Annotated in this window: 28 protein-coding genes and 1 pseudogene; 13 read left to right on the plus strand and 16 right to left on the minus strand. The window is 71.1% G+C overall.

The window, feature by feature from the left end; translation table 11 throughout:
- The first annotated feature begins 73 nt into the window (after positions 1 to 73).
- Positions 74 to 334: a CopG family ribbon-helix-helix protein gene (locus tag FFK22_RS20325; RefSeq protein WP_138889632.1), complete on the plus strand. Its 261-nt coding sequence runs from the start codon at positions 74 to 76 to the stop codon at positions 332 to 334.
- Complete coding sequence (locus FFK22_RS20330) at positions 331 to 609, plus strand: type II toxin-antitoxin system RelE/ParE family toxin (RefSeq protein WP_138889633.1); 279 nt, start codon at positions 331 to 333, stop codon at positions 607 to 609. Before FFK22_RS20325 ends, FFK22_RS20330 begins: the two co-directional genes overlap by 4 nt.
- Positions 610 to 619: 10 nt before the next feature.
- Here the strand turns inward: FFK22_RS20330 and FFK22_RS20335 are convergent, their stop codons facing one another.
- The 4 genes from FFK22_RS20335 to gpmI form a co-directional block, all read right to left on the minus strand.
- On the minus strand, positions 620 to 994 hold the full coding sequence (locus FFK22_RS20335; protein ID WP_138889634.1) for a VOC family protein: 375 nt from the start codon (positions 992 to 994) through the stop codon (positions 620 to 622).
- Complete coding sequence (locus FFK22_RS20340) at positions 991 to 1479, minus strand: RNA pyrophosphohydrolase (RefSeq protein ID WP_138889635.1); 489 nt, start codon at positions 1477 to 1479, stop codon at positions 991 to 993. Before FFK22_RS20340 ends, FFK22_RS20335 begins: the two co-directional genes overlap by 4 nt.
- Positions 1480 to 1491: 12 nt before the next feature.
- The gene (locus FFK22_RS20345) at positions 1492 to 2919 is read right to left on the minus strand and encodes a S41 family peptidase (RefSeq protein ID WP_138889636.1); all 1428 of its coding nucleotides are present in this window, start codon (positions 2917 to 2919) and stop codon (positions 1492 to 1494) included.
- 190 nt (positions 2920 to 3109) lie between these two features.
- Entirely contained in the window at positions 3110 to 4657 is a 1548-nt protein-coding gene (gpmI, locus tag FFK22_RS20350; RefSeq protein WP_138889637.1) for a 2,3-bisphosphoglycerate-independent phosphoglycerate mutase, read from the minus strand.
- 92 nt (positions 4658 to 4749) lie between these two features.
- Here gpmI and FFK22_RS20355 point away from each other — a divergent pair, with 92 nt between their 5' ends.
- On the plus strand, positions 4750 to 5151 hold the full coding sequence (locus tag FFK22_RS20355) for a hypothetical protein (protein ID WP_138889638.1): 402 nt from the start codon (positions 4750 to 4752) through the stop codon (positions 5149 to 5151).
- A gap of 27 nt (positions 5152 to 5178) precedes the next feature.
- Positions 5179 to 5655 (plus strand): hypothetical protein, encoded by a 477-nt coding sequence (locus tag FFK22_RS20360; protein ID WP_138889639.1) that lies wholly within the window; start codon positions 5179 to 5181, stop codon positions 5653 to 5655.
- A 5-nt stretch (positions 5656 to 5660) separates the two neighbouring features.
- Here the strand turns inward: FFK22_RS20360 and FFK22_RS20365 are convergent, their stop codons facing one another.
- Genes FFK22_RS20365 through FFK22_RS20390 form a run of 6 tightly spaced genes read right to left on the minus strand, consistent with a single transcriptional unit; the run spans position 5661 to position 11006 of the window.
- Positions 5661 to 6071 (minus strand): DUF2306 domain-containing protein, encoded by a 411-nt coding sequence (locus tag FFK22_RS20365; protein ID WP_138889640.1) that lies wholly within the window; start codon positions 6069 to 6071, stop codon positions 5661 to 5663.
- 26 nt (positions 6072 to 6097) lie between these two features.
- On the minus strand, positions 6098 to 6556 hold the full coding sequence (rlmH, locus tag FFK22_RS20370) for a 23S rRNA (pseudouridine(1915)-N(3))-methyltransferase RlmH (RefSeq protein ID WP_138889641.1): 459 nt from the start codon (positions 6554 to 6556) through the stop codon (positions 6098 to 6100).
- 21 nt (positions 6557 to 6577) lie between these two features.
- Positions 6578 to 7027, minus strand: a complete 450-nt coding sequence (gene rsfS, locus FFK22_RS20375) for a ribosome silencing factor (RefSeq protein WP_306770139.1) — start codon at positions 7025 to 7027, stop codon at positions 6578 to 6580.
- A complete protein-coding gene (locus FFK22_RS20380) occupies positions 7008 to 7673 on the minus strand; it encodes a nicotinate-nucleotide adenylyltransferase (protein WP_138889642.1) in 666 nt (221 codons plus the stop codon). Before FFK22_RS20380 ends, rsfS begins: the two co-directional genes overlap by 20 nt.
- 38 nt (positions 7674 to 7711) lie before the next feature.
- Positions 7712 to 8995 carry a glutamate-5-semialdehyde dehydrogenase gene (locus FFK22_RS20385; protein ID WP_138889643.1) on the minus strand — a complete coding sequence of 428 codons (1284 nt, stop codon included), beginning with the start codon at positions 8993 to 8995 and terminating at the stop codon, positions 7712 to 7714.
- Between the two features lie 52 nt (positions 8996 to 9047).
- The gene (locus FFK22_RS20390) at positions 9048 to 11006 is read right to left on the minus strand and encodes a glycoside hydrolase family 15 protein (RefSeq protein ID WP_138889644.1); all 1959 of its coding nucleotides are present in this window, start codon (positions 11004 to 11006) and stop codon (positions 9048 to 9050) included.
- 250 nt (positions 11007 to 11256) lie between these two features.
- Between FFK22_RS20390 and FFK22_RS20395 the strand changes: the two genes are divergently transcribed.
- The 7 genes and pseudogenes from FFK22_RS20395 to FFK22_RS44480 all read left to right on the plus strand — a co-directional run bounded on the left by FFK22_RS20395 (position 11257) and on the right by FFK22_RS44480 (position 17168).
- A complete protein-coding gene (locus tag FFK22_RS20395) occupies positions 11257 to 11820 on the plus strand; it encodes a tetratricopeptide repeat protein (protein WP_186002559.1) in 564 nt (187 codons plus the stop codon).
- 40 nt (positions 11821 to 11860) lie between these two features.
- Positions 11861 to 12418 (plus strand): tetratricopeptide repeat protein, encoded by a 558-nt coding sequence (locus FFK22_RS20400; protein WP_138889646.1) that lies wholly within the window; start codon positions 11861 to 11863, stop codon positions 12416 to 12418.
- Positions 12419 to 12513: 95 nt separating this feature from the next.
- Positions 12514 to 13248, plus strand: coding sequence for a helix-turn-helix domain-containing protein (locus FFK22_RS20405; protein ID WP_138889647.1), 735 nt, complete (start codon positions 12514 to 12516; stop codon positions 13246 to 13248).
- Positions 13249 to 13353: 105 nt separating this feature from the next.
- Positions 13354 to 13977, plus strand: a complete 624-nt coding sequence (locus tag FFK22_RS20410; protein WP_138889648.1) for a 2Fe-2S iron-sulfur cluster-binding protein — start codon at positions 13354 to 13356, stop codon at positions 13975 to 13977.
- 3 nt (positions 13978 to 13980) lie between these two features.
- Positions 13981 to 14963 (plus strand): annotated as a pseudogene (locus tag FFK22_RS20415) (xanthine dehydrogenase family protein subunit M).
- A 7-nt stretch (positions 14964 to 14970) separates the two neighbouring features.
- Positions 14971 to 16284 (plus strand): xanthine dehydrogenase family protein molybdopterin-binding subunit, encoded by a 1314-nt coding sequence (locus FFK22_RS44475; protein ID WP_306770140.1) that lies wholly within the window; start codon positions 14971 to 14973, stop codon positions 16282 to 16284.
- Positions 16173 to 17168, plus strand: coding sequence for a xanthine dehydrogenase family protein molybdopterin-binding subunit (locus tag FFK22_RS44480; RefSeq protein ID WP_306770141.1), 996 nt, complete (start codon positions 16173 to 16175; stop codon positions 17166 to 17168). Before FFK22_RS44475 ends, FFK22_RS44480 begins: the two co-directional genes overlap by 112 nt.
- Positions 17169 to 17190: 22 nt before the next feature.
- Here FFK22_RS44480 and FFK22_RS20425 read toward each other — a convergent pair whose 3' ends face one another.
- The 5 genes from FFK22_RS20425 to FFK22_RS20445 all read right to left on the minus strand — a co-directional run bounded on the left by FFK22_RS20425 (position 17191) and on the right by FFK22_RS20445 (position 21072).
- Positions 17191 to 17580 carry a nuclear transport factor 2 family protein gene (locus FFK22_RS20425; RefSeq protein WP_138889649.1) on the minus strand — a complete coding sequence of 130 codons (390 nt, stop codon included), beginning with the start codon at positions 17578 to 17580 and terminating at the stop codon, positions 17191 to 17193.
- A 10-nt stretch (positions 17581 to 17590) separates the two neighbouring features.
- A complete protein-coding gene (pyk, locus tag FFK22_RS20430; protein WP_138889650.1) occupies positions 17591 to 19030 on the minus strand; it encodes a pyruvate kinase in 1440 nt (479 codons plus the stop codon).
- 197 nt (positions 19031 to 19227) lie between these two features.
- Positions 19228 to 19617, minus strand: coding sequence for an ACT domain-containing protein (locus FFK22_RS20435; protein ID WP_138889651.1), 390 nt, complete (start codon positions 19615 to 19617; stop codon positions 19228 to 19230).
- Complete coding sequence (locus FFK22_RS20440) at positions 19617 to 20501, minus strand: DMT family transporter (RefSeq protein WP_138889652.1); 885 nt, start codon at positions 20499 to 20501, stop codon at positions 19617 to 19619. Before FFK22_RS20440 ends, FFK22_RS20435 begins: the two co-directional genes overlap by 1 nt.
- A gap of 82 nt (positions 20502 to 20583) precedes the next feature.
- Positions 20584 to 21072: a cupin domain-containing protein gene (locus FFK22_RS20445; RefSeq protein ID WP_138889653.1), complete on the minus strand. Its 489-nt coding sequence runs from the start codon at positions 21070 to 21072 to the stop codon at positions 20584 to 20586.
- A 131-nt stretch (positions 21073 to 21203) separates the two neighbouring features.
- Here FFK22_RS20445 and FFK22_RS20450 point away from each other — a divergent pair, with 131 nt between their 5' ends.
- Together FFK22_RS20450 and FFK22_RS20455 are read left to right on the plus strand one after the other, a co-directional pair.
- Positions 21204 to 22136, plus strand: a complete 933-nt coding sequence (locus tag FFK22_RS20450) for a DUF6454 family protein (protein ID WP_138889654.1) — start codon at positions 21204 to 21206, stop codon at positions 22134 to 22136.
- Positions 22137 to 22238: 102 nt separating this feature from the next.
- A complete protein-coding gene (locus FFK22_RS20455; protein ID WP_138889655.1) occupies positions 22239 to 23138 on the plus strand; it encodes an alpha/beta fold hydrolase in 900 nt (299 codons plus the stop codon).
- Positions 23139 to 23179: 41 nt separating this feature from the next.
- Here the strand turns inward: FFK22_RS20455 and FFK22_RS20460 are convergent, their stop codons facing one another.
- Positions 23180 to 23965, minus strand: a complete 786-nt coding sequence (locus tag FFK22_RS20460; protein WP_138889656.1) for an SDR family NAD(P)-dependent oxidoreductase — start codon at positions 23963 to 23965, stop codon at positions 23180 to 23182.
- Positions 23966 to 24054: the final 89 nt, after the last annotated feature.

Consider the following 24054-nt stretch of genomic DNA (forward strand, 5'->3'; position numbering starts at 1 on the left):
TGTCGCCAGCCCCGATGATTCAGATCTAATCGAATCCAATCGGCATGATTATATTTGATTAGAGGAGGTGCCGATGGAAACCAAGGTGCTGACCGCGCATGTGCCGCTGCCTCTGGCCGAGAAAGTGGACGAGCTTGCCGTCCGGCTGGAGCGTTCGCGCGGATGGATCGTCCGGCAGGCCCTGGCGGCCTGGGTCGACCAGGAGGAAGAACGCCGTCGCCTGACGCTCGAGGCTCTGGCCGATGTGGATGCGGGCCATGTCATCGATCATCAGTCCGTGCAGGCCTGGGCCGACAGCCTCGACAGCGACACGCCGCTGCCGATCCCGCGTTGACCGAACTGAAATGGACCAGCCGGGCGCTGTCGGATCTCATGCGCCTTTATGAATTCCTCGCGCCGGTCGACCGCCAGGCCGCTATCCGGACCGTGAGGTCGCTGACGGCCGCTCCGGCACGACTGCGCGAGCATCCCCGCATCGGTGAGAAGCTGGAGGAGTTCGAGCCGCGGGAGGTCCGGCGCATCCTCATCGGCCGCTACGAGATGCGCTACGAGATCCAGGGCTCGACCATCTATATCCTGCGCCTTTGGCACACCCGCGAGGATCGTTAGGCCAAGGAGGTCAGCACGGCGGTTCGCTCAGCTCCAGCCGGTTGCCCGCCGGATCGCGGGTGAACAGGCGGCGGTAGCCGACCGGGGGTCGCGGGTCGTGCTCGATCGGCGTCCCGGCGGCGTGCAGCCGGGCCTCGGTTGTGTCCAGGTCAGCGACGACCAGGCACAGATGGCGGTCCGCCGCCAGTTGCTCGGCCCGGCCCGGCGCGTCCGGCGACAGGTGGATCTCGGCGGCGCCGACCCGCAGCCAGGCGCCCTGGCTGCGCCGGCCCTGCGGCTTCGGCAGCGCCTCCAGCTCCAGCGTCTCGACATAGAAGCGCACCGTCTCGGCCTCCAGCTCGGCCGGGAAGGTCAGGTTGACGTGGTGCAGGGCAAGGATCGTCACGAACGCCCCAGCAACCGGGCGAAGGCGGCCAGCACGGTGGCGTAGACGTCGCGCTTGAACGGCACGATCTCGGCCAGCACCCGGTCCGGCGCCGACCAGCGCCAGGCGTCGAACTCCGGGTGCTCGGTCTCCAGGTCGATGTCGCCGTCCTCGCCCAGGAAGCGCAGCGCCACCCAGCGCTGCTCCTGGCCGCGGTAGCGGCCGCCCCAGACCTTGCCGACCAGATGGTCCGGCAGGTCGTAGCGCACCGCCTCCGGTGCCTCGGCCAGGAACTCGGCCCGGTCGGTGCCGATCTCCTCCTTCAGCTCGCGGAAGGCGGCCTCGCGCACCGTCTCGCCCTTGTCGATGCCGCCTTGCGGCATCTGCCAGCCGTCGGGCGTATCGCGGCGGCGCGCCACGAAGACGCGGCCGTCGCGGTCGAGCAGCATGATGCCGACGCAGGGCCGGTAGGGCAGGGTGTCCTTTGGCTTCTCCGGCGTTGCCATGGTGCGGCGGGACTAGCCCGCCTGCCCCTTCTGGAACAGCGCCAGGCCGCGCAGCAGGTCGAGCGCGCGGGACAGCTGGTAGTCGACATCCGCCGGCTTGTTCGCGTCGGCGGCGCCGTCGGAGGGCGGCGACGCCGCCTTGTCCTGGCCCGGCGTGGCGGGCTTGTCGGTCTGGGCACCACCGCCGGTCGGCGGCGTCGGGGCCTTCTCGTCGGCGCCGCCCTGGCCCGGGACGTTCTGCTTGTTGTCGTTGTTCAGCGCGCCCTTCAGGTCGGCCTCGCGATAGCCGCGCATCTGCGCGATCTCCTCGATCCGGGCCTGCTGCACCTCGATGTCCGGGGTGATGCCGAGCTGCTGGATCGACCGGCCGGACGGCGTGTAGTAGCGCGCCGTGGTCAGCCGCATCGCGCCATGGCCCGGCAGCGGGATGATGGTCTGGACCGATCCCTTGCCGAAGCTCTGCGTCCCCATCAGCACGGCGCGGTGGTGGTCCTGCAGCGCGCCGGCCACGATCTCGGATGCCGAGGCCGAGCCGCCATTGATCAGCACCACCAGCGGCAGGCCGTCGGCCAGGTCACCCGGGGTGGCGTTGTAGCGCTGCGCCTGGTCAGCCTTGCGCGACCGGGTCGAGACGATCTCGCCCTTGTCGAGGAAGGCGTCGGAGACGGCGATCGCCTGGTCCAAGAGGCCGCCCGGATCGTTGCGCAGGTCGAGGACATAGCCCTGCAGCTTGTCGCCGAGCTTCTTCTTGATGTCGGCGATGCCGCGCTTCAGCCCGTCCTCGGTGCGCTCGGTGAAGCTGGTGATGCGGATGTAGCCGACGTCGCCCTCGGTCCGCCAGCGCACCGATTCCACCGGGATGGTGGCGCGCGCCAGGGTCAGGTCGAAGGGCTCCTGGTCACCGCGGCGGACGGTGATGACGATGTTGCTGCCCACCGGGCCGCGCATCTTATCGACCGCCTCGTTGAGGCTCATATTGACGATCGGCTTGCCGTCGATGGCGATGATCAGGTCGCCGGCCTGGACCCCGGCCTTGGCGGCGGGGGTGTCGTCGATCGGCGACACCACCTTCACCACCCCGTTCTCCATCGTCACCTCGATCCCGAGGCCGCCGAAGCTGCCCCGGGTCTGGGACTGCATGTCCTGGAACTCGTCGGAGTTCAGGAAGTTGGAGTGCGGGTCCAGCGAGGTCAGCATGCCGTTGATCGCGGCCTCGATCAGCTGCTTGTCGCTGACCTGCTCGACATATTCCGCGCGCACCCGCTCGAACACCTCGCCGAACAGATCGAGCTGCTTGTAGGTGTCGGTGGAGTCATTGCTCGTCGCGGCCTTGTCGGGCGCCTTGTCCTGCGCCCAGCCTTCGAAGGTCAAGGTATGCCCGCCGACGAAGGCCAGGCCCAGCAGGGCCCCGATGGCGACGGCGTTCAGGTGCTTCTTCATGCTTGCCCTCGCTGGCGGCAGGGCCGCCAGGCGCTCGAGTCAATCGGCCGACCGGCCGTCTCCGGAACCGGAGGGGTGGCTGGCCAGGGTGGACGCCCATCGATGATATCTGCCGGGTTTCGGCGGGATCAAGTTACCTGACGTCCATCTTTGCGGTTTCGCGTCACAAGGTCGACCCCGAATATGGCCGTCAGGCGGCGTCGATGAGGCTGCGCCCGGTCATCTCTTCCGGCTGCGCCAGCCCGATCAGCTCCAGCAGCGTCGGCGCCACATCGGCCAGCTTGCCGTCATGCAGGCTGCGGCGCGGGCCCGGCTCATTGACCAGGATCACCGGCACCTTGTTCAGCGTGTGCGCGGTGTGCGGGCCGCCGGTGACGGGATCGCGCATCAGCTCGGCATTGCCATGGTCGGCGGTGACGATCATGGCGCCGCCCTGGCGCCGGACGGCGGCCTCGACCTTGCCGAGGCAGGTGTCGACGGTCTCGCAGGCCTTGATCGCCGCCGCCAGGATGCCGGTGTGGCCGACCATGTCCGGATTGGCGAAGTTGACCACCACCAGGTCGTATTTGGCGCTGTCGATCGCCGCGACCAGCTTCGCGCACACCTCCGGCGCCGACATCTCCGGCTGCAGGTCGTAGGTCGCGACCTTGGGCGAGGGGACCAGGATGCGGTCCTCGCCGGGGAATTGCGTCTCCTCGCCGCCGTTGAAGAAAAAGGTGACGTGAGGGTATTTCTCGGTCTCGGCGGTGCGCAGCTGGGTCTTGCCGGCCGCCGACACCACTTCGCCCAGCCCCTTGGCGATCGATTTCGGCGGGAAGATCGCCGACATGAACCCGTTCAACTGATCGGAATACTCGACCAGGCCGCAGGCATCGGCGAAGCGGACCGGGGTGCGGGCGAAGCCGTCGAAGGCCGGGTCCAGCAGCGCCTGCAGGATCTCGCGCACCCGGTCGGCCCGGAAATTGGCGCACAGCACGCCGTCGCCATCCGTCATGCCGGCATAGTCGCCGATCACGCTCGGCAGGATGAACTCGTCACCAGTGTCGGCCTTGTAGGCCGCCTCGACCGCGGCGACCGGGTCCGGCGCCGCCTCGCCTTTGGCCTCGGCGACGGCGCGATAGGCCTTCTCCACCCGCTCCCAGCGCTTGTCGCGGTCCATGGCGTAGTAGCGGCCGTCGACCGTGGCGACGCGGGCGTTCGGCAGCCCGTCGATGTCCTTCAGGAACTGGCGGAGATAGTCGGCACCGGCGCGCGGCGGGGTGTCGCGCCCGTCGGTATAGGCATGGACCGCGACCGGCACGCCGGCGTCGGCGACGATCCTGGCCAGCGCCGCGATCTGGTCCTGATGGGCGTGCACGCCGCCGGGCGACAGCAGCCCCATCAGATGGCAGGTGCCGCCGGAGGCCTTGAGCGCCGCGATGTGCTTCTGCAGCGCCTTGGCCTTGGCCAGCGAGCCGTCGGCGATGGCGTTGAAGATCATCTGCAGGTCCTGGAACACCACCCGGCCGGCGCCGAGATTCATGTGCCCGACCTCGGAATTGCCGATCTGGCCGTGCGGCAGGCCGACGGCCTCCTCGCTGGCCTGCAGGAAGGCGTGCGGCTCCTCCGCCCACAGCCGGTCGAAATTCGGCGTATCGGCCAGGCGCACGGCGTTGTCCGCCTCCTCCTCGCGCCAGCCCCAGCCGTCGAGGACGCACAGGACGACGGGACGGGGTGGGGTCGCGGCAGCTGCGCTCATCGCATGTCCTTTCTCGGAATCCGCCCTTCATGTATCGATTGGCGCCGCCGGCACAAGGGCGTTTCGCCCGGCCGGCCTGGAACGGAGGCGGCATGGCAAGGTTCGACGTCCGGTGGCTCTTCCCGGCCCTGCTTCTCGCCGGCTGCGCCGGCCCGGTGGTCGGCGCCGCCTATGACACCAAGGATCCGGTCGACCGCTGGCAGGCGGTGCTGCGGGCCAATGCCGCGCGCTATGTCTGCGGCGCGCCGCTGGAGGAGGGGCGGGAGAGCCGGCTCGCCGACACCCTGGTCGAGGCCCAGCACCAGGCGGAAGCGGCGCTGGCGAAGCGCGAGGATACGATGCCGAACGACCCCGAGGTGCTGGGCGACATCGCCGCCCACCGCACGCAGCAGGAGCGGGTGGTGCGCGATGCGGTCGCAGCGCGCGGCTGCTCCGATCCGCAGATCATGGATCTGATCGGCCTCGCCGAGCGTTTGTCCGCCGGGCAGGCGTGACCTGACGGTGATTTGACGGAGACAGCGATGCGCATCACGCGCCTCGGATCGGCCGCGGTGGTCGCGGTTCTCGCCCTCGGGGGCTGCAACGAACAGGGCTATATCGACCCCGGATACCCCGGCAATTCCGGCTATCCCGGCTATTCCCACTATTCCGGGGCGGGAGCGGTGCCGCGGCCGGCGGGCCACGCCGGCGATGCGCTGCAGCGCTACGACGCCATGATCCGGGCCGAATCCGCCGCCCGGTCCTGCCGGGTGCGGCTCGACCCGCAGCAGGAGCAGCGCTTCGGACAGGTGTTGTCGCAGGCGGAATCCGAAGCGGCGGGCCAGCTCGCCGGCGCCTCGGGCGCACCGGGCAATGAATCCGCGGTCTGGCAGGAGCTCGGCAGCCGGCGGGCCGCGAATGAGCGCGACGCCGCCAGCCTGGCCCGCGAGCGCGGCTGCCGCTCCGGCACCGTGGAGGAGCTGATCGGCAGCTACCGCAACTTCGCGGCGCTGGGGTGAGGGTCTCAGGGTCCGAACAGGACCTGGAACATGATGCGCCCAGGAACGGCGAAGGCGACGATCAGCGGGATGCCGAGGGCGAAATAGGCGATCCTGCGCATGATCCGGCGGTGGCGTTCGACATCGTGCCGCCGGGCGGCGGCGACCGCCTGCCACACGCTGACGAGGGTCAGAACGGCGAGCAGGTGGAGCCAGCTCACCGGCCCGACATGCGGCGAGATGGGACGGTCCAGGATGAGCAGCGCGCTGACGCAGGCGCCGGTCAGCGCCGCGACCCAGACCCGGCCCATGGCGCGGTGGCGGGGCGTCCCCTTCGGCAGGATCAGCTGCAGCGGCGCCAGGATGACCGCGATGCAGACCGCGGCGACGTGGAGCTGGATGACGAGCGGCGCGTCCAGCAGCGGCGCAAGCGACATGGTCTTCCCGCCCCCTCGTCATGCCCTCACGCCCGGTGATAGGGGTGCCCGCTCAGGATGGTCTGGGCGCGGTAGATCTGCTCGGCCAGCATCGCCCGGGCCAGCATGTGCGGCCAGGTCAGTCGGCCGAAGGACAGCAGCAGCTCGGCGCGGTCGCGCACCGCGTCGTCATGGCCGTCGGCGCCGCCGATCAGGAAGGCCGCCTCGGCCCGGCCCTCGTCGCGCCAGCGGCCGAGCAGGCGGGCAAAGCCGGCGCTGTCGAGGTCGCGGCCGCGCTCGTCCAACGCCACCACGGCGGCCCCGGCCGGCACCGCGGCTAGCAGCAGCGCCGCTTCCTCGCGCTTCAGGGCGAGGCCGGACAGACCCCTGCGGGCCTCGACCTCGCGCAGGGTCAGCGGCCAGGCGGAGCGGCCGGCATAGTCGTCGAACAGCTCGCGCAACGGGCCCGGGCGGCCGCGGCCGACCGCGGCAATTGTCAGCCGCATCGCGGAACCGTCGGGACCGGCCTAAGCCGTGCCGGCGATGCGGGTCACCCGCTCGGCGTCATCGTCCCACATCTTCTCGAGGGCGTAGAAATCGCGCACCTCGGGGCGGAACAGATGGACGACCACGTCGCCGGCATCGATCAGCACCCAGTCGCCCCGCGCCTGGCCCTCGACCTGGACCGGGCCGGGCGCCAGCGGCTTCAGCTTCTCCAGCAGATGGTCGGCCATAGCGGCGACCTGGCGCGAGGAGCGGCCGGTGGCGATGATCAGGCTGTCGGCGATGGAGGACCGGCCGGTCAGGTCGATCACGACCAGATCTTCGGCCTTGTCGTCGTCGAGCGACGTCAGAGCAGTCTCAAGCAGAGGCCGGGCAAGGCTGGCTGCGAGGCCCGGCGGCAGACGCCCGGCTTCGGCCCGGGGCGTCTCGGTGTTCGGTCGTATGGCGTTCACCTCATGGTTGTGCGGCGGCACGGCGCTTGGGCGCCGCGGCGTCGACGGGGCTGGGGCGAAGCTGCCGCGCGGCCCTCAGCGCCGTGGCCGAGGCCGGATGACGCTTCGCCAGGAAGAACACCCAGGCCGGTGCGGCCGTTCCGGCCAGAGCCCGGGTGTGATCCTGGTCGATCCGCGCCCGCGCGAACCGCCGCGCCGCCAATCCCGACAACGCTCTTAGAGAATAGGTAGGACGGTCGTAGACGGCAACCGGCACGGTCTCGAAGATTTTCGTCCAGCGCTGCCAGTGGCGGATCTGCGCCAGGTTGTCGGCCCCCATCAGCCAGACGAACTCGGTCCGCGGGAAGCGGGCGGTCAGCGCCTTCAGCGTGTCGGCGGTATAGCGGGTGCCGAGCGCGGCCTCGATGCCGGTGACGACGATGCGCGGGTGGCGGGCGGCGCGGCGGGCGGAGTCGATCCGCTCGGCGAAGGGCGCCATGCCGTCGGCCGGCTTCAGCGGGTTCTGCGGCGACACCAGCCACCACACCGCGTCCAGGCCCAGCCGCTTCATCGCCTCGACGCTGATGTGCCGGTGCCCGTCATGGGCCGGGTTGAACGAACCGCCGAGCAGCCCGACGCGGCAGCCGTCCCAGATCCGGCCATGCCGGGGATTGGGCGGGGTCAGCATGGCGACGTCCGGGCACCGCTACGAACAGGAGCCTTCATTCAAGGGCGCGTCTGGCCGGTGCCGCGGACGAGGTACTTCGTGCTCGTCAGCTGCTCGGTGCCGACCGGGCCGCGGGCGTGCAGCCGGCCGGTGGCGATGCCGATCTCTGCCCCCATGCCGAACTCGCCGCCATCGGCGAACTGGGTCGAGGCGTTGACCAGCACGATGGCGCTGTCGACCCGGGCCAGGAACGCCTCGGTCGCCGCCTCGTCGGCGGTGACGATGCTGTCGGTGTGGTGGCTGCCGTGCAGGTTGACGTGCTCGATCGCGGCGTCCAGCCCGTCCACCGTTTTCACCGACAGGATGGCGTCGAGATATTCGGTGTCCCAGTCGTCGTCGGAGGCGGCGAGGACGCGCGGGTCGATCGCCTGCACCACGGTGTCGCCGCGGATCTCGCAGCCGGCCTCGATCAGGTCGTCGAGGATCGGCCGCAGCATCGACCCGGCGACGCTGCGGTCGATCAGCAGCGTCTCGGTGGCGCCGCACACGCCGGTGCGCCGCATCTTGGCATTGTAGACGACCCGCCGCGCCATCTCCGGATCGGCCGCCTCGTGCACATAGGTGTGGTTGATGCCGTCCAGGTGCCACAGCACCGGGATCCGGCTGTCCGCCGCCACCCGGGCGGTCAGCGACTTGCCGCCGCGCGGGATCACCACGTCGACGAACTCGGTCAGGCCCAGCAGCTCGCCGACCGCGGCGCGGTCGCGGGTCGGCACCAGCTGCACCGCGCTGCGCGGCAGCCCGGCCTTCTTCAGCCCGTGGCCGACCGCGGCGGCGATGGCGCTGGAGCTGCGGAAGCTTTCCGACCCGCAGCGCAGGATGCAGGCATTGCCCGCCTTCAGGCACAGCGCCGCGGCGTCGGCGGTGACGTTCGGCCGGCTCTCGAAGATCACGCCGACGACGCCGAGCGGCACCCGCACGCGCTGGATGCGCAGCCCGTTCGGCCGGGTCCAGTCGGCCAGCACATCGCCGATCGGGTCGGGCAGGTCGGCCACCGCCTCCAGCCCCTGGGCGATCGCCTCGATCCGCTTGTCGTCCAGCGCCAGCCGGTCGAGGAAGGATCCGGCGACGCCGTTCCGCCGCGCCTCCGCCATGTCCTCGGCATTGGCCGCCAGGATCAGCGCGCGGTCGTCGCGGATCGCCGCCGCCGCCGCCGCCAGCGCCGCGTCCTTCTGCGGTCGCGGCGCCAGGGCCAGCGCGGCAGCGGCGCTGCGCGCGGCGGCGCCCAGGCGGCGCATCAGCTCGGCGGTGGTCTCGGTCTCGGCGTCGAACAGGGCGGTCATCACGAAGTCTCTCAAGCGCGATGCCGCAGCCTAGCGCAGAGTTCCGCCGGTTTCACTTCGCTTCGGCCGCAGGGGCGCCATGCTCGCCGGCGCCATGCCCGTTATGGCTGCGATCCTCGGACGGGCCGCGGAACTCGGCCAGGTTCAGCGCCGTGTTGATCACCCCGATATGGCTGAAGGCCTGCGGGAAGTTGCCGAGCTGGCGCTTGACGATCGGGTCGTACTCCTCCGCCAGCAGCCCGACGTCGTTGGCCAGGCCGATCAGCCGCTCATACAGGGCGGTGGCCCGGTCGACGGCGCCGATCATGGCCAGCGCATCGGCCAGCCAGAAGCTGCAGACCAGGAAGGTGCCCTCCTCGCCGACCAGGCCGTCGACGCCCGAATCCGTCTCGTAGCGCCGGACCAGCCCGTCGACGGTCAGCTCGCGCTCGATCGCCTCGACGGTGCCGATCACCCGCGGGTCGTCCGGCGGCAGGAACCCGACCATCGGGATCTGCAGCAGCGCCGCGTCCAGCATCTCCGAGCCGTAGGACTGGACGAAGCTGTTGCGGTGCTCGGAGAAGCCCTGGGCGCAGACCTCGGCATGGATGCGGTCGCGCAGCGCCCGCCAGGCGCGGACCGGCCCCTCCAGCCCGAACTGCTCGACCGCCTTGATCGACCGGTCGAAGGCGACCCAGGCCATCACCTTGCTGTGCACGAAGTGGCGCCGGGGGCCGCGGATCTCCCACAGCCCCTCATCCGGCTTGTGCCAGATCTTCTCGAGGTAGCCGAGCAGCACCCGCTGCACCCGCCAGGCATCGTGCGGATGGGTCAGGCGCTTCTTGCGGGCGACATGGATCGCGTCCAGCAGCTCGCCATAGACGTCCAGCTGCAGCTGGGCATGGGCGCCGTTGCCGACCCGGACCGGCTTGCTGCCCTCGTAGCCGGCGAGCCAGGGGATCTCCAGCTCGGTCAGCCGGCGCTCCCCGGCCAGCCCGTACATGATCTGCAGCTGCTCGGGCCGCCCGGCCGCGGCCCGGCGCAGCCAGTCGCGCCAGGACGCCGCCTCCTCGGTGAAGCCGGCGCCGAGCAGGGCGTAGAGGGTCAGGGTCGCGTCCCGGATCCAGCAGTAGCGGTAGTCCCAGTTGCGCTCGCCGCCGAGCTCCTCGGGCAGCGAGGTGGTGGCAGCGGCGACGATGCCGCCGGTCGGGGCATAGGTCAGCGCCTTGAGGGTGAGGGCGGAGCGCAGCACGGCCTCGCGATAGGGGCCGTCATAGGTGCAGCTGTGGGCCCAGCCCTGCCACCAGGTCTCGGTGTCGATCAGCGACCGGAACGGGTCGATCACCCCCGGCTCCGGCAGATGCGACGGGTACCAGGTCAGGATGAAGGGCAGGCGGTCGCCGGCCTCGACCGTGAAGTCGCCGACCGTCTTCATCGATTCGCCATACAGCGCGATCGGCGACCGGAAGCGCAGCGCGTCGGGCCCGGCGATGGCGACGATGCCGTCCGGCCGGTGCCGCACCCAGGGCACGATGCGGCCGTAGTCGAAGCGGAACGCCGCCTCCAGCCGCATCGACACCGTGCCGCTGCGGCCCTCGACCAGCCGGATGATCGAGAGCTCGTCCTCGCGGTGCGGCAGGGGCATGAAGTCGATCACCGCGACCGTGCCGGTGTCGGTCTCGAACTCGGTCTCCAGCACCAGCGTGTTGCCGCGGTAGCGGCGGCGGGTGCGGGCGGTGAACTGGTCGTCCGGCGCGATCTGCCAGTGGCCGTTGTCGCAATCGCCGAGCAGCCGGGCGAAGCAGGCTTCGGAATCGAAGCGCGGCAGGCACAGCCAGTCGATCGACCCGTCGCGCCCGACCAGGGCCGCGGTGCGGCAGTTGCCGATGATGGCATAGTCCTCGATCCGACCCGCCGGGCCCGTGAAGCGCCCCTCGGTGCGCACCTTCGGCTGCTTGCCGGTGGCGCGTCCTTCGGTGCCGTCGGCGGCGGGGGTGGGCACTGCGTCCGGATGCCCTGTCAGTGACGCCATGTCGATCTCCGCTGGTGTCGTCATGCCGGGGAAGGGTGGAGACGGCCGGTTTGTTCCGCTGCGCTGTTACCATACACCGCGACGGAACGCCGCGCGCCCGGCCGACTACGACGAGCCGATCACCATAGCGGTCCCGATCGCGATGTCGAATAATGCACCGCCCGACTCCTTGCATCGGACGCGCAGCCGCCTCCCGGTTATTGCAATCTTTGATGTTGTCTTCTCAGGAACGGGTCCCAATCTTCTGATTATGAAGGCGTTGCGCATCCTGGCCGTGGTCATGGCCGTTCTCGCGGCGCCGTGCGGGACCCTCTCGGCGGCGGACGCGCCGATTCGTCTCGACACTCTCCTGGACCAGCTCCGGACCACCGAGGACGCGGCGGAGGCGCAGCGGCTGGAGCGGCAGATCTGGACCCGGTGGCTGAACTACGAGGGGGCCGACCCGCTGGTGCCGGACCTGCTGCAACGCGGCAACGCCGCCCTGCTGCAGCGCGACTACGCCGTGGCGGAAGCCGCCTTCACCGCGGTCGTGGAGCGTGCGCCGGATTTCGCCGAGGGCTGGGACCGCCGGGCGGTGGTGCGTTTCCTGCGCGGCGATTGCGACGGCGCGGTCCAGGACATCGACCGCACTTTGGCGCTGGAGCCGCGACATTTCGGGGCGTTGTTCGGCCTCGGCCTGTGCCGGACCGTGCAGGGCGACCATCAGGCCGCGTTGAATGCCTTCGAGCGGGTGCTGGCGCTGGACCCGCATTACGCCCCGGCCCAAAGCCAGGCGGCGCTGATGCGCAAGTATCTCGCCGGCTACCCCCTCTGAGCCACTTGCCGAGCGGCCGGGCCGGACCGATCTTCATCTCATGCGCCGCATCCTCGCCCTGCTGCTGATGATGCTGCTGTTCGTCCTGGCCGGCCCGGCCGTGGCCCAGGACCGGGCGGCGCAGCTGGATGCGCTGTTCGCCCAGCTGAAGATCGCGGCGCCGGAGGAGGAGCCGGGGCTGCAGATCCAGATCTGGCAGCTCTGGTTCGCCTATGACGGCAAGAACGCGGACGTTCCGGGGTTGATGGAGCGCGGCAACACCGCGATGGCGACCGACGACTACGCCGTGGCCGAGGCCGCGTTCACCGCGGTGATCGAGAACGACCCGGCCTATGCCGAGGGCTGGAACCGCCGGGCCACGGTGCGCTACCTGCGCGGCAACATCCAGGGCTCGATCGCCGATATCGACCAGGTGCTGGCGCGCGAGCCCCGCCATTTCGGCGCGCTGTCGGGCCTCGGACTGTGCCGGATCAAGCTCGGCGACACCAAGGGCGCGATCGAGGCCTATCAGCGGGTGCTGGCGATCGACCCGCAGATGGCCACCGCCCACGCCCAGATAGAGCAGTTGAAGAAGCTCCAGGCCGGGGATCCGATCTGAGCCGCCCGGCGCGGCGATCCGACGCGACCGGTGCAACCTGTGGCCGCGGCCCCCACATCGGGAAGATCCGCGCCGCCATGGGAGATCCAGCCGCGATGTCGATCCGCCCCATCTTCGGCGACGGGCAGCTCCGGGCCTGCGGGGACGCGACGGTCCTGCTGCACCGGGCCTCGTGGTTCGACTCCCAGGTGCTGTTCGACCACCGGCGGTGGGTGTGCCGCGAGGTCGAGATGCGATGGGCCGCGCCGCGGCACCTCCTGGTCCTGACCGATGCCGGCCGGACCGCCGGCACCCGCGTCCAGGCCAACGGCAGGCTGCTGTTCGACGGTCCCGACCGCCCGGGCGTCTTCACCTTCGTCCCGGCCGGCGCCGAGCGCACCGGCGTCTACCGCGATGCCGACCTCTCCTATTCCGCCCTGTGGATCGACCCTGCCTGGGATCGCGCCGACCGCCTGGCCGATCTGCCGATCCTGGTGAACCGCAGCGACGCCGTGATCGGCGCGCTGATCGGCGCGCTGCAGGCCGAGATCGCGCTCGGCTGCCGCCCCGACGCCGCCTATGTCGAGCATCTGGTGGCCCTGCTGGGATTCCGGCTGGCGGCGCTGGATCACGCCCTGCCGCCGTCGTCGTCGCACGGGCGGCTCGGCCGCTGCACCCTGGCCCGAATCCGGGATTATGTCGACGCCCATATCGCCGACGCCACCCTGCCGATCGGGACCATCGCCATCCGCCTCGGCTTCTCGAGCCAGAGCCACTTCACCGCGACCTTCCGGCGCCTCCGCGGCACCAGCCCCCGGGCCTACCGGATGCGGATACTTCCCGAATCCTGACAGTCCGGCCGGCTTCCTGACAGCGGCCGGACGCCAGCGCCCCCAACTCTCCGTCATCGATGGGGACCGGCTTCGGCCGCCTCGTCCCGCAGACGGAGATGTCCCATGGCCGCAGCTGACGGCAACACCGGGCCGACGCGCCGTTCCGTGCTGGAGGCTGGCGCCGCGGCCGGCCTGGTCTTCACCGCCGCCGCGCCCGCCGCAGCGCAACCTGCGCCGATCCCAACGGCGGCGCTGCGCCTGTCGATCAACGGGCAGGAGCGGGCGGTCGAGCTGGACACGCGGACGACGCTGCTCGACGCGCTGCGCAACACGCTCGGCCTCACCGGGTCGAAGAAGGGCTGCGACCATGGCCAGTGCGGTGCCTGCACCGTGCTGGTGAACGGCCGGCGCATCAATGCCTGCCTGACCCTCGCGGTGATGCATGAGGGCGACGAGATCACCACCGTCGAGGGCTTGGCGCAGGGTGACGCGCTGCACCCGATGCAGGCCGCGTTCGTCGCCCGCGACGCCTTCCAGTGCGGCTACTGCACGCCGGGGCAGATCTGCTCCGCCGTCGGCATGCTGGGCGAGGCCGCGGCCGGCTGGCCGAGCCACGCCGGCGCCGACGTCGCCAGCTTCGCCGAGCTCAGCGACGCTGAGATCCGCGAGCGCATGAGCGGCAACATCTGCCGCTGCGCCGCCTATCCCAACATCGTCGCAGCGATCCGCGACGTGGCGGAGGCCTGACCGATGCAGCCCTTCACCTATGAGCGCGCGGCGGATGTGCGGGGGGCGGCCGCGGCGGTGGCGGCCCGGCCCGGGGCGCGCTTCATCGCCGGCGGCACCAACCTGCTCGACCTGATGAAGCTGGGGGTCGAGCGGCCGACCCATCTGGTCGACATCAGCTGGCTGCCGCTCGGCCGGGTCGAGCCGACGCCCGAGGGCGGCCTGCGCATCGGGGCGCAGGTGCGGAACAGCGATCTCGCGGCCGACCCGACGGTGCGGCAGCGCTACCCGCTGCTGGCGCAGGCGCTGCTGGCGGGGGCGTCGGGCCAGATCCGCAACAAGGCGTCGACCGGCGGCAACCTGCTGCAGCGCACCCGCTGCCCATACTTTCAGGACCTTGCGCTGCCCTGCAACAAGCGCAGCCCGGGTTCCGGCTGCTCCGCGCTGGACGGCTTCAACCGCATGCACGCCGTGCTTGGAGCGGGCGACGACTGCATCGCCGTCCATCCCTCCGACATGGCTGTGGCCCTGGCCGCGCTCGATGCCCGGGTCGAGACCATCCAGCCTGACGGCGGGACGCGCGCGATCCCGGTCGGTGGGCTGCACCGGCCGGCACGACCCCGGATGTCGAGACCGCGCTCGATGCCGGTGAGATGATCACGGCGGTGGTCCTGCCCCCGCCGCCGCCGGGCCGGCAGCTCTACCGGAAGGTGCGGGACCGGGCCTCCTATGCCTTCGCCCTGGTCTCGGTCGCCGCCATCGTCGAGGTAGAGGGCGGCCGCATTCGGGACGCCCGCATCGCCCTCGGCGGGGTGGCGCCGAAGCCCTGGCGAGCGGAGGCCGCGGAGCGGGACCTGGCCGGCGCGGCTGCAGGCGACGACAGCTATCGCGATGCCGCCGCGGCTGCCCTGGCCGATGCGCGGGGGCGGCCCGGGAACGCGTTCAAGATCCAGCTGGCCCAACGGACGCTGCGGCACACCCTGGCCGCGGCCGTCGAGCGCGCATGAGGAAACGATGGCAAACGATATCGCGGGAGACGGGGCCGTGATCGGCAAGCCGGTAGACCGGGTCGACGGCCCGCTCAAGGTCACCGGCCGTGCAACCTACGCCTATGAGCATGTGCCGGACGAGGCGCCGGCCTACGGAGTCATCCTCGGGGCGGCCATCGCCCGTGGGCGGATCGCCGCGACCGACACGGCGGAGGCGGAGCGGGCGCCGGGCGTGCTGCATGTGATGACGCATCGCAACGCGCCGGCCCAGGCCGCCTTCGGCCCTCCGGTCACGCCGACGCCGCCCGAGGTGTTCTCCCGGGCCCGGCCCATGCTCGCCGACGACCGGGTGCGTTTCCACGACGAGCCGGTGGCGCTGGTGGTGGCCGAGAGCTTCGAGGCCGCCCGCGCCGCCGCCGGCCTGATCCGGGTCCGCTATGAGGAACAGGCCGGAGCCTTCGTTCTCGCCGGCCGGCTGGCCGAGGCCTATGCGCCGCCGCGGGCGAATGCCGGGCTGCAGACGGACAGCGCCGTCGGCGATTTCGACGGCGCCTTCGCCGCCGCGCCGGTCAAGGTCGAGGCCCTCTACCGGACGCCCTATGAGCACCACAACCCGATGGAGCCGCACGCCACGCTGGCCGAATGGTCCGGCGACACAGTGACGATCCGCACCGGGGCGCAGACCCTGGCGAATTTCCGGGCCGGCATCGCCAACACCTTGGGCATCCCGCCGGAGAACGTCCGGATCGTCAGCCCCTTCACCGGCGGCGGCTTCGGCGCCAAGCTGACGGTGCATGCCGACACGGTGCTGGCCGCCCTGGCCGCGCGGGTGCTGCGGCGACCGGTCAAGATCGCGCTGACCCGGCAGCAGATGTTCGGCAATGCCGGGCATCGGGCGGAGATGATGCATCTGGTGCGCCTCGGCGCGGATCGGGACGGGCGGCTGACCGCGCTCGGGCACGATGTCTGCTCGGCCACCTGCCGCTTCGAGGAGTATTGCGAGCAGACCGCGGTCGTCACCCGGTCGCTCTACGCCGCCCCGAACCGGCTGACCCGGCACCGTCTGGTGCCGGTCGACCTTCGCCGCGGCGAATGGATGCGCTCGCCCGGCGAGGCGCCGGGGCTGATGGCCTTCGAATGCGGCATGGACGAGCTGGCCGAACGGCTCGGCCTCGACCCGATCGAGCTGCGCATCCGCAACGAACCGGCCGAGGATCCCGAAGCGGCGTGCCCTTCGCCAGCCGCAACCTGGTCGGCTGCCTGCGCGAGGGCGCACGCCGCTTCGGCTGGGGACGCCGCAGCGCCCTGCCGGGGCAGCGCCGCGAGGGCCGCAAGCTGATCGGCATGGGCGTGGCGGCGGCGATCCGGCCCAACTATCTCGGCGCCGCCACCGCCCGGGTGGCGATCGACGCCCGCGCCCGGGTGACCGTGCAACTCGATATGACCGATATCGGCACCGGCACCTACACGATCCTGGCCCAGATCGCGGCGGAACGGCTCGGCGTGCAGCTGTCGGCGGTGACGGTCGAGCTCGGCGACAGTCGTTTCCCGCGCACCGCGGGATCCGGCGGGTCCTGGGGTGCAGCGAGCTCCGGCTCCGCCGTGCACCAGGCCTGCCTCGCTCTCCGAGCGAGGATCGCCGAAGCCGCAGGGACAGGCGACGGCACGCTGTCGGCCGATCTCCTCGCCCGCATCGCTCCCGACGGGCTCGAGGCCGAGGGTTCGGTCGGTGCGATGACCGCGAATCCCGACTACAAGGCCTATTCCCAGCACTCCCACGGTGCCCAATTCGCCGAGGTCGCGGTCGACATCGACACCGGCGAGGTCCGGCTGCGCCGCATGCTGGCGGTGATCGATGCCGGCCGCCTGCTCAACGCCAAGACCGCGCGTTCGCAGGTGATCGGGGGCATGACCTGGGGCCTCGGCGCGGCGCTGATGGAGGAGACGCATCTCGATCCGCGCCACGGCCGCTTCGTCAACCGCGACCTCGCCGAATACCACGTCCCGGTCCATGCCGATGTGCCGGAGCTCGAGGTCGTGTTCCTGGGGCAGCCCGACGAACGCGCGAACCCGCTCGGCGCCAAGGGCCTGGGCGAGCTCGGCGTCTGCGGCGCCGGCGCCGCGGTCGCCAACGCCGTCCACAACGCCACCGGCGTGCGCGTGCGCGACTTCCCGATCACCCTCGACAAGCTGCTGCCTGGCCTGCCCCTGGCGGATGTGTGACCGGCCGTGGGCCGGCCGCCCGTCAGTGGATGGTGCCGGTCGGCTTGGCAGGGGCGGGGGCGGTCTCGCGGGTCGGGCCGGCCTGGTGGTGCACCAGGCGCCAGCCCTCGGGCTCGCGGCTGAACACGTTGGTGGCCGCGAGCCGGTTGTCGCCGATCTTCTCGATGCACAGCACGATGGCGGTGTCGCCGTAATCCAGCACCCGGGCCGCCTCGGCCGCGATCCGCGGCGGGTCGCGCAGGATCGCCGCCCAGCTCTTCATCACCGCCTCGCGCCCGGCCAGCATCGGCCAACCGGGATGGATACAGGCGACCGGCTGGCGGCGCGACCACAGCGCGTCCATGGCGGCCGCGTCGCCCTGCGCCAGGGCGGCGTAGAAGGCCTGGTTGGCGGCGATCGGGGAATTGGTCATCGGCGGCGGGTCAATCCTCGATCCAGGCGATGCGCAGCACATTGGTGTTGCCGGGGGTGCCGAAGGGCACGCCGGCCGTGACCACGATGCGCTGCCCGGAGCCGCCGAAGCCGTCATGCTTGGCCAGGCGGCAGGCCTTGCCGACCATCTCGGTGAAGTTGTTGACGTCCTCGGTGTGGACCGCGTGCACGCCCCAGCACAGCCCCATGCGGCGCGCGGTCTGCAGGTTCGAGGTCAGGCACAGGATCGGCACTTCCGGGCGCTCGCGCGCGGCGCGCAGCGTGGTCGAGCCCGAGGTGGTGTAGGTCGCGATCGCCACCGCGCCGATGGTGTGCGCCACCTGCCGCGCCGCCGCGGTGATGGCGTCGGCCGCAGTGTTCTCCGGATCGTAATGCACGGCGTCGAGGATGGTGCGGTAGATCGGGTCCTGCTCCACCCGGCGGGCGATGCGGTCCATCATCGTCACCGCCTCGACCGGGTATTCGCCCGAGGCGGTCTCGGCCGACAGCATCACCGCGTCGGCGCCGTCGAACACCGCGGTGGCGACGTCGGAGGCCTCGGCCCGGGTCGGGGTCGGGGCCATGATCATGCTTTCCAGCATCTGGGTCGCCACGATCACCGGCTTGCCGGCCTGGCGCGAGGCCCGGATGATCCGCTTCTGCAGCGACGGCACGTCCTCGGCCGGCATCTCGACGCCGAGGTCGCCGCGGGCGACCATCACCGCATCGGTCAGCTCGACCAGCTCGTCCAGATGCTGGATCGCCGCCGGCTTCTCCAGCTTCACGATCACCTGGGCGCGGCCGGCGATCAGCCTGCGCGCCTCGGCGATGTCCTCCGGCCGCTGCACGAAGGACAGCGCCACCCAGTCGACGTCGATGTCGAGGGCGAAGCGCAGGTCGTCGCGGTCCTTGTCGGTCAGGGGTGACAGCGGCAGCACCGCGTTCGGCACGTTGACGCCCTTGCGGTCGGACAGGCGCGACCCGGCCTCGACCACGGTGTCGGCGAAGTCCGGGCCGCAATCGACGACCTTGAGCCGCACCTTGCCGTCATCCAGCAGCAGGGCCTGCCCGGGCTCGATCGCGGCGAAGATCTCGGGATGCGGCAGGGTGACGCCGGTGGCGTCGCCCGGGCGCTGCTGCAGCGACAGGCGGAAGCTCTGGCCCTCGGTCAGCTTCACCGGGCCGTCGCCGAAGGTGCCGAGGCGCAGCTTCGGCCCCTGCAGGTCGGCCATCACCGCGATCGGATGGTCGAAGTCGCGCTCGACCTCACGGATCAGGGCCAGCCGGGCGGCATGGTCCTCCTGCTTGCCGTGGCTGAAGTTCAGGCGGAAGACGTCGACGCCCGCCTCGAACAGCTTGCGGATCGCCTCGGCCGAGCTGGTGGCGGGGCCCAGCGTGGCGACGATCTTGGTCTGGCGCGTGCGGCGGAACGACGGGCGCTTCTTGGGCATGGCTGGACTCCCGTATCACGTGCCGGCATCGCTGAGCCCAGGCAGACCCGACTACGCCGACGGGCGGGAAGAAATCACATCCGCGGCGCTTCGCCAACGTCGAATGTGCGCGGAGATTCGGATATTACGCGGACTTAATATTCCGTTTTGGCCCGGATTGCCGCGGAAATGCCGGCCTTCGGGACCGGTGTGGCGGGTCAGACACGCACCGTGTTTTCCCGCCGCAGCACCGTGGTCGCGGCGTCCAGCTCGGCCGCGCGGACCAGCAGGTAGTCGGTGTCGTAGGTCGAAATCGCGAAGATGCTGATGCCGGCCTCGGCCAGCGGCGCCGCGAGTCGGGCCAGGATGCCGGTCACGGCGAAGTCGAGCGGACCATCGACCTTGAAGCCACGCCAGCCGCGCTCGGCCTGCGCGTCCGCGGGCAGCCGCGCCTCGGGGCAGACGACCGACAGCTCGTCGCGGGTGCGGCTGACGGTAACGAAGGGATCGGACCAGTCGACCCAGCCGGGCAGCGCCGTTGCCGCCGGCAGCCGGGCAACGGCCAGCGTCTCCGGCAGCAGGCTGAGGGTGAGGCGGGCCTCGGTCATCAGGCCCTCCGGGCCAAGAGGATGCCGGCCAGCACCAGGGCGCCGCCCAGGCCCTGGGCCGGGCCCAGCGGCTCGGCCAGGACGATCCAGGCCAGGGCCGCGGCCGCGACCGGCTGGATCAGCAGGGTGAGGGAGGAGAAGGCCGGCGGCAGCCAGGCCAGCGCATAGGTGATCAGGCTCTGCCCGGCGACCTGCGAGACCCAGGACAGGCCGATCAGGATGGCCCAGCCATAGAGGGTCGGCGGCAGCAGGGAGGGTTCCATCAGCAGCGCCAGCGGCAGCGTCGCCGCGGCGGCGACGGCGCTGGTCCACAGCATCACCGTGGCGACGGAGAAGCGGTCGCGCAGCCGGCCGACCGCCAGGATGTAGCCGCCATAGAACACGGCCGCGAGGGCGGCCAAGGCGTCGCCGGCCAACGCGCCGTCGCCGAAGTCGCCGCCCTTCAGCACCACGACGCCGGCGATGGCCACCGCAAGCCCCGCCGCGAAGACCGGGCGGATCGGGGTGCGGAACAGGACGAAGGCGCCGAGGGTGACGAAGATCGGCGCCAGATTGGCCAAGAGCGTGGCATTGGCGACCGAGGTGATGGCCAGCGCCCAGTGCCAGGCCATCAGGTCGGCGGCGATGAACAGGCCGGGCAGGGCCAGGGCGGCGCAATCGGCCAAGCTCCGTGGCCGTGCCGCCGCGCCCTTCGCCTGCTCGGCCCGGTACCAGAGGAACAGGATCGGTAGCGCCAGCGCCACGCGCCAGACCGCCGTCGCGATCGGCCCCACCTCCGACAGCCGCACGAAGATCGGCGAGCTGCCGATCGCCAGCCCGCCCAGGATCAGGGCGGGCAGCGCCAGGCGCTGGGCGGGAGAGGGGGACAGGACGGCCTCGCTCATAATGGGCCGGAGCTTAATCTGGCCGGCCCTTCGCGGGCCATGGCGGGCGGCGCAGGGGAGACCGGCGCGCCGCGCGGGACCGTCAGTAGGGCGTGCCGTCCTTGTGCAGATAGATGTAGCGCTGGTCGCCGTCGACATTGCGCCAGACCATATCGACATCCGGGAACTCGCCCTCGTCGGCAGGGGCGCGGTCGCCGATCTCCAGGATCACGGCGTCGCTGTCGCTCAGATTGACGATGTGGTGGCCGTCCGGCTTGCCGGCGGGGAAGCCCGCGGCCATGCCGGCGGTCAGAAGCTGCGGCCCGGCGTCGGAGATCACGGTCACCTCGCCCGACAGGACGAAGACGAACTCATCCTGCTTCGTGTGCCAATGGCGCAGCGCGGTCTGCAGGCCGGGCGGCATCCGCACCAGGTTGACGCCGAAATTGGTCAGGCCCAGCGCGTCGCCCAGGCGCCGGCGGTCGCCCCCGATCACCGCCGACCAGAACTGCTTCGGATAGTCGGGGTCGCCCCGCGACGGCGCGACGGTGGCGGGATCGAGGGCAGGAAGCTCGAGCGGCGGCGTGGCCATGGCGGGTCGCGTGGATTGGTTTACCGTATGATTTACTATTGGGTGCCTGGCCGGCTCCGGTCAATGGGCGCCATCATCAAACCGTCACGGCGCGGCGGCAGGATGCGCGCGCCGCAACCGGGAGATTCGCCATGCATCGCTTCGCCGCTCCGGTCGCCGGGATCCTCCTGGCCGCCACCGTCTCCAGCGCCGCCGTCGCGGCCGGCCCGGACGATCTGGGCCAGCGGATCGAGGGGCTGTCGCGCTCGACCCCGTGGCGGCTGGTCGAGACCATCCCGGTGCCGTTCGACACCTATCACCCGCAGGGCTTCGCCCGGGCCGGCGACGCGATCTTCGCCTCCTCGGTCGAGATCACCGCGCCGACCAAGCGCTATGCCCAGCCGCAGGACGGCATGGACCGCGACGCCGGCCAGGGCACCGGCCATCTGTTCAAGCTCGACGCCCGGGGCCGGCAGATCGGCCACGTCACCCTGGGCGAGGACTCGATCTATCATCCCGGCGGCATCGACTTCGACGGGCGCTGGCTGTGGGTGCCGGTCGCCGAGTACCGGCCGAACAGCCATTCGATCCTGTACCGGGTCGATCCGCAGACGCTGGAGGCGGTCGCGGTCGGCCGCGTCGACGACCATATCGGCGGCCTGGTGCACGACACCGACCACAACACGCTGCACGGCGTCAGCTGGGGCTCGCGCCGCTTCTACACCTGGCGCCTGGACGCCGACGGCAAGGTCGACGCCTCCGTCCCGCCGGTGGTGACGCCGAACCCGGAGCATTATCTCGACTACCAGGACTGCGCCTATCTGCCGGTCGGCCGTGCCATCTGCACCGGCATCACCGAGTTCCGCCGCACGCCGGATGCGCCGGTGTTCGGCCTGGGCGGGATCGAGATCGTCGACCTCGTCAGCGGCCGGCCGACCTTCCAGGTGCCGGTGCTGCTGTGGACCGAGGACGGCACCGCCATGACCCGCAACCCGGTGCTGGTCGAGGCGACGCAGGGCGGCCTGCGTCTGACCGCGATGCCGGAGGATGGCCAGTCGCGGATCTTCGTCTACGAGACTCCCTGAATCTTTTTCGGGGCAGGATGTCGGGGCCGTCCGGGCGGCGGCGTCCTTGGGCCATCGCATCATGGCGGACAGCGAGCCGCCAGCCAGGGGATGGAGCCCGACATGCTGAAGACGATCCTGACCGGTGTTCTCACGGCCGCCACGCTGGCCGCCGTGCCCGCCGCCGCCCAGACCCAGACCCCGGCCTCGGCCGTCCGCAGCGGCCATGCCGAGGCCGGCGGCATCAGCTATTATTACGAGGTCCGCGGCCAGGGCGAACCGCTGCTGCTGCTGCATGGCGGCCTCGGCTCGATCGACATGTTCGCGCCGCTGCTGCCGACGCTGGCGGCGAAGCGCCAGGTCATCGCCGTCGACCTGCAGGGCCATGGCCGCACGCCGCTGGGCGACCGGCCGATCGACCTGGTGGCGATGGGCGCCGACATGGCGACGATCCTGCAGCAGCTCGGCGTCCAGAAGGCGGATGTGCTGGGCTATTCGCTGGGCGGCGGCGTCGCCTTCCAGCTGGCGGTGCAGCATCCGGAGATGGTGCGGCGCCTGGCCCTGGTCTCGGCCGGCTACGCGTCGGACGGCTTCTATCCGGAGATGCTGCCGCAGCAGGCCGCGGTCGGCGCCGGCATGGCCGAGATGATGAAGGGCACGCCGATGTACACGTCGTATGTCGCGGTGGCGCCGAAGCCGGAGGACTTCCCGCGGCTGCTCGACGCCATGGGCGCGCTGATGCGCAAGCCCTACGACTTCTCGGGGGATGTGCCGAAGCTGACCATGCCGGTGATGCTGGTCTTCGGCGACAGCGACATGTACCGGCCGGAGCATGTGGTGAAGTTCTACCAGCTGCTCGGCGGCGGGCTGCGCGACGCCGGCTGGCAGCGCGAGCACATGTCGCAGAACCGCCTGGCCATCCTGCCCGGCGCGACCCATTACGACATCTTCCTGTCGCCGCAGCTGCCGGCAACGGTGATGCCTTTCCTGAACGGCGAGAGCAGCAGCACCGACTGGAAGTGACGGGGGCGGGAGGCCATCCGGCGGATGGCCTCCCTGGTGCCTTACGGCATCGACTGGCCGCCGTTGATCTCGACCATCTGGCCGGTCACGTAGCCGCTGGCGGCCTCGGAGGCGAGATAGAGGAAGGCGGCGGCGCAGTCCTCGGACGCGCCCAGCCGGTTCATCGGGATCGTCGCCTGCATCGCCGCCAGCTGCTCCGGGGTCGAGAAGCGCTCGTGGAACGGGGTGGTGATGACGCCGGGCGAGACGGCGTTGACCCGGATCCCATCCTTCACCAGCTCCTTGGCCCAGCCGCGGGTGGCGACGGCGACGAAGCCCTTGGCCGCGGCGTAGATCACCGAGCCGGGGCCGCCGCCGCTGCGCGCGGCGATCGAGCTGAGATTGATGATCGCCCCGCCGCCGCCCTGCCGACGCATCTGGGCCGAGCCCTCGCGCATGAAGCGGATGACGTGGCGGACATTGACGTCCAGCACCGCGTCGACGAAGTCGTCGCTGTACTCGGCGATCGGGGTGCGCTTGACCAGCGCGCCGGCATTGTTGATCAGCACATCCAGCCGGCCGAAGGCGGCCACGGTCTGCTCGATCAGGGCCTGCGCCGTCTCCGGCTTGGTGACGTCGCCGGCCGCGAGGATCGCCTCGCCGCCGGCGGCCTTGATGTCGGCGACCACCGCCTCGGCGGCCTCGCGGCTGGAGTTGTAGTTCACCGCCACCCTGGCCTTGTTCTGGCCGAAGGCGCGAGCGGCGGCGGCGCCGATGCCGGTGCTGGCGCCGGTGATCAGGACGGCCTTGCCGGCGAGATCCGGGAAGACGGGCAGGGGGCTGGTCATGGTCTCACCTCGAATGGCGTGATCGGTCGATCGTCTCGGTCCTATCATGTCCGACAAGTTCGCCGCACGCACCTGGCGTTGCGTCGCGC

This window comes from Mycobacterium sp. KBS0706 (assembly GCF_005938675.2).
GTDB lineage: Bacteria > Pseudomonadota > Alphaproteobacteria > DSM-16000 > Inquilinaceae > Inquilinus.

Coding starts and splice junctions, on each gene's coding strand:
- FFK22_RS20395 (WP_186002559.1), top strand. CDS start 11,257: ATGAAGGCGTTGCGCATCCTGGCCGTGGTCATGGCCGTTCTCGCGGCG.
- FFK22_RS20345 (WP_138889636.1), bottom strand. CDS start 2,919: ATGAAGAAGCACCTGAACGCCGTCGCCATCGGGGCCCTGCTGGGCCTG.
- FFK22_RS44475 (WP_306770140.1), top strand. CDS start 14,971: ATGGCAAACGATATCGCGGGAGACGGGGCCGTGATCGGCAAGCCGGTA.
- FFK22_RS20385 (WP_138889643.1), bottom strand. CDS start 8,995: ATGACCGCCCTGTTCGACGCCGAGACCGAGACCACCGCCGAGCTGATG.
- FFK22_RS20435 (WP_138889651.1), bottom strand. CDS start 19,617: ATGACCGAGGCCCGCCTCACCCTCAGCCTGCTGCCGGAGACGCTGGCC.
- pyk (WP_138889650.1), bottom strand. CDS start 19,030: ATGCCCAAGAAGCGCCCGTCGTTCCGCCGCACGCGCCAGACCAAGATC.
- FFK22_RS20325 (WP_138889632.1), top strand. CDS start 74: ATGGAAACCAAGGTGCTGACCGCGCATGTGCCGCTGCCTCTGGCCGAG.
- FFK22_RS20455 (WP_138889655.1), top strand. CDS start 22,239: ATGCTGAAGACGATCCTGACCGGTGTTCTCACGGCCGCCACGCTGGCC.
- rlmH (WP_138889641.1), bottom strand. CDS start 6,556: ATGCGGCTGACAATTGCCGCGGTCGGCCGCGGCCGCCCGGGCCCGTTG.
- FFK22_RS20440 (WP_138889652.1), bottom strand. CDS start 20,501: ATGAGCGAGGCCGTCCTGTCCCCCTCTCCCGCCCAGCGCCTGGCGCTG.
- FFK22_RS20425 (WP_138889649.1), bottom strand. CDS start 17,580: ATGACCAATTCCCCGATCGCCGCCAACCAGGCCTTCTACGCCGCCCTG.
- FFK22_RS20360 (WP_138889639.1), top strand. CDS start 5,179: ATGCGCATCACGCGCCTCGGATCGGCCGCGGTGGTCGCGGTTCTCGCC.
- FFK22_RS20410 (WP_138889648.1), top strand. CDS start 13,354: ATGGCCGCAGCTGACGGCAACACCGGGCCGACGCGCCGTTCCGTGCTG.
- FFK22_RS20405 (WP_138889647.1), top strand. CDS start 12,514: ATGTCGATCCGCCCCATCTTCGGCGACGGGCAGCTCCGGGCCTGCGGG.
- FFK22_RS20355 (WP_138889638.1), top strand. CDS start 4,750: ATGGCAAGGTTCGACGTCCGGTGGCTCTTCCCGGCCCTGCTTCTCGCC.
- FFK22_RS20460 (WP_138889656.1), bottom strand. CDS start 23,965: ATGACCAGCCCCCTGCCCGTCTTCCCGGATCTCGCCGGCAAGGCCGTC.
- FFK22_RS20340 (WP_138889635.1), bottom strand. CDS start 1,479: ATGGCAACGCCGGAGAAGCCAAAGGACACCCTGCCCTACCGGCCCTGC.
- FFK22_RS20365 (WP_138889640.1), bottom strand. CDS start 6,071: ATGTCGCTTGCGCCGCTGCTGGACGCGCCGCTCGTCATCCAGCTCCAC.
- FFK22_RS20445 (WP_138889653.1), bottom strand. CDS start 21,072: ATGGCCACGCCGCCGCTCGAGCTTCCTGCCCTCGATCCCGCCACCGTC.
- FFK22_RS20400 (WP_138889646.1), top strand. CDS start 11,861: ATGCGCCGCATCCTCGCCCTGCTGCTGATGATGCTGCTGTTCGTCCTG.
- FFK22_RS20450 (WP_138889654.1), top strand. CDS start 21,204: ATGCATCGCTTCGCCGCTCCGGTCGCCGGGATCCTCCTGGCCGCCACC.
- FFK22_RS20390 (WP_138889644.1), bottom strand. CDS start 11,006: ATGGCGTCACTGACAGGGCATCCGGACGCAGTGCCCACCCCCGCCGCC.
- FFK22_RS20380 (WP_138889642.1), bottom strand. CDS start 7,673: ATGCTGACCCCGCCCAATCCCCGGCATGGCCGGATCTGGGACGGCTGC.
- gpmI (WP_138889637.1), bottom strand. CDS start 4,657: ATGAGCGCAGCTGCCGCGACCCCACCCCGTCCCGTCGTCCTGTGCGTC.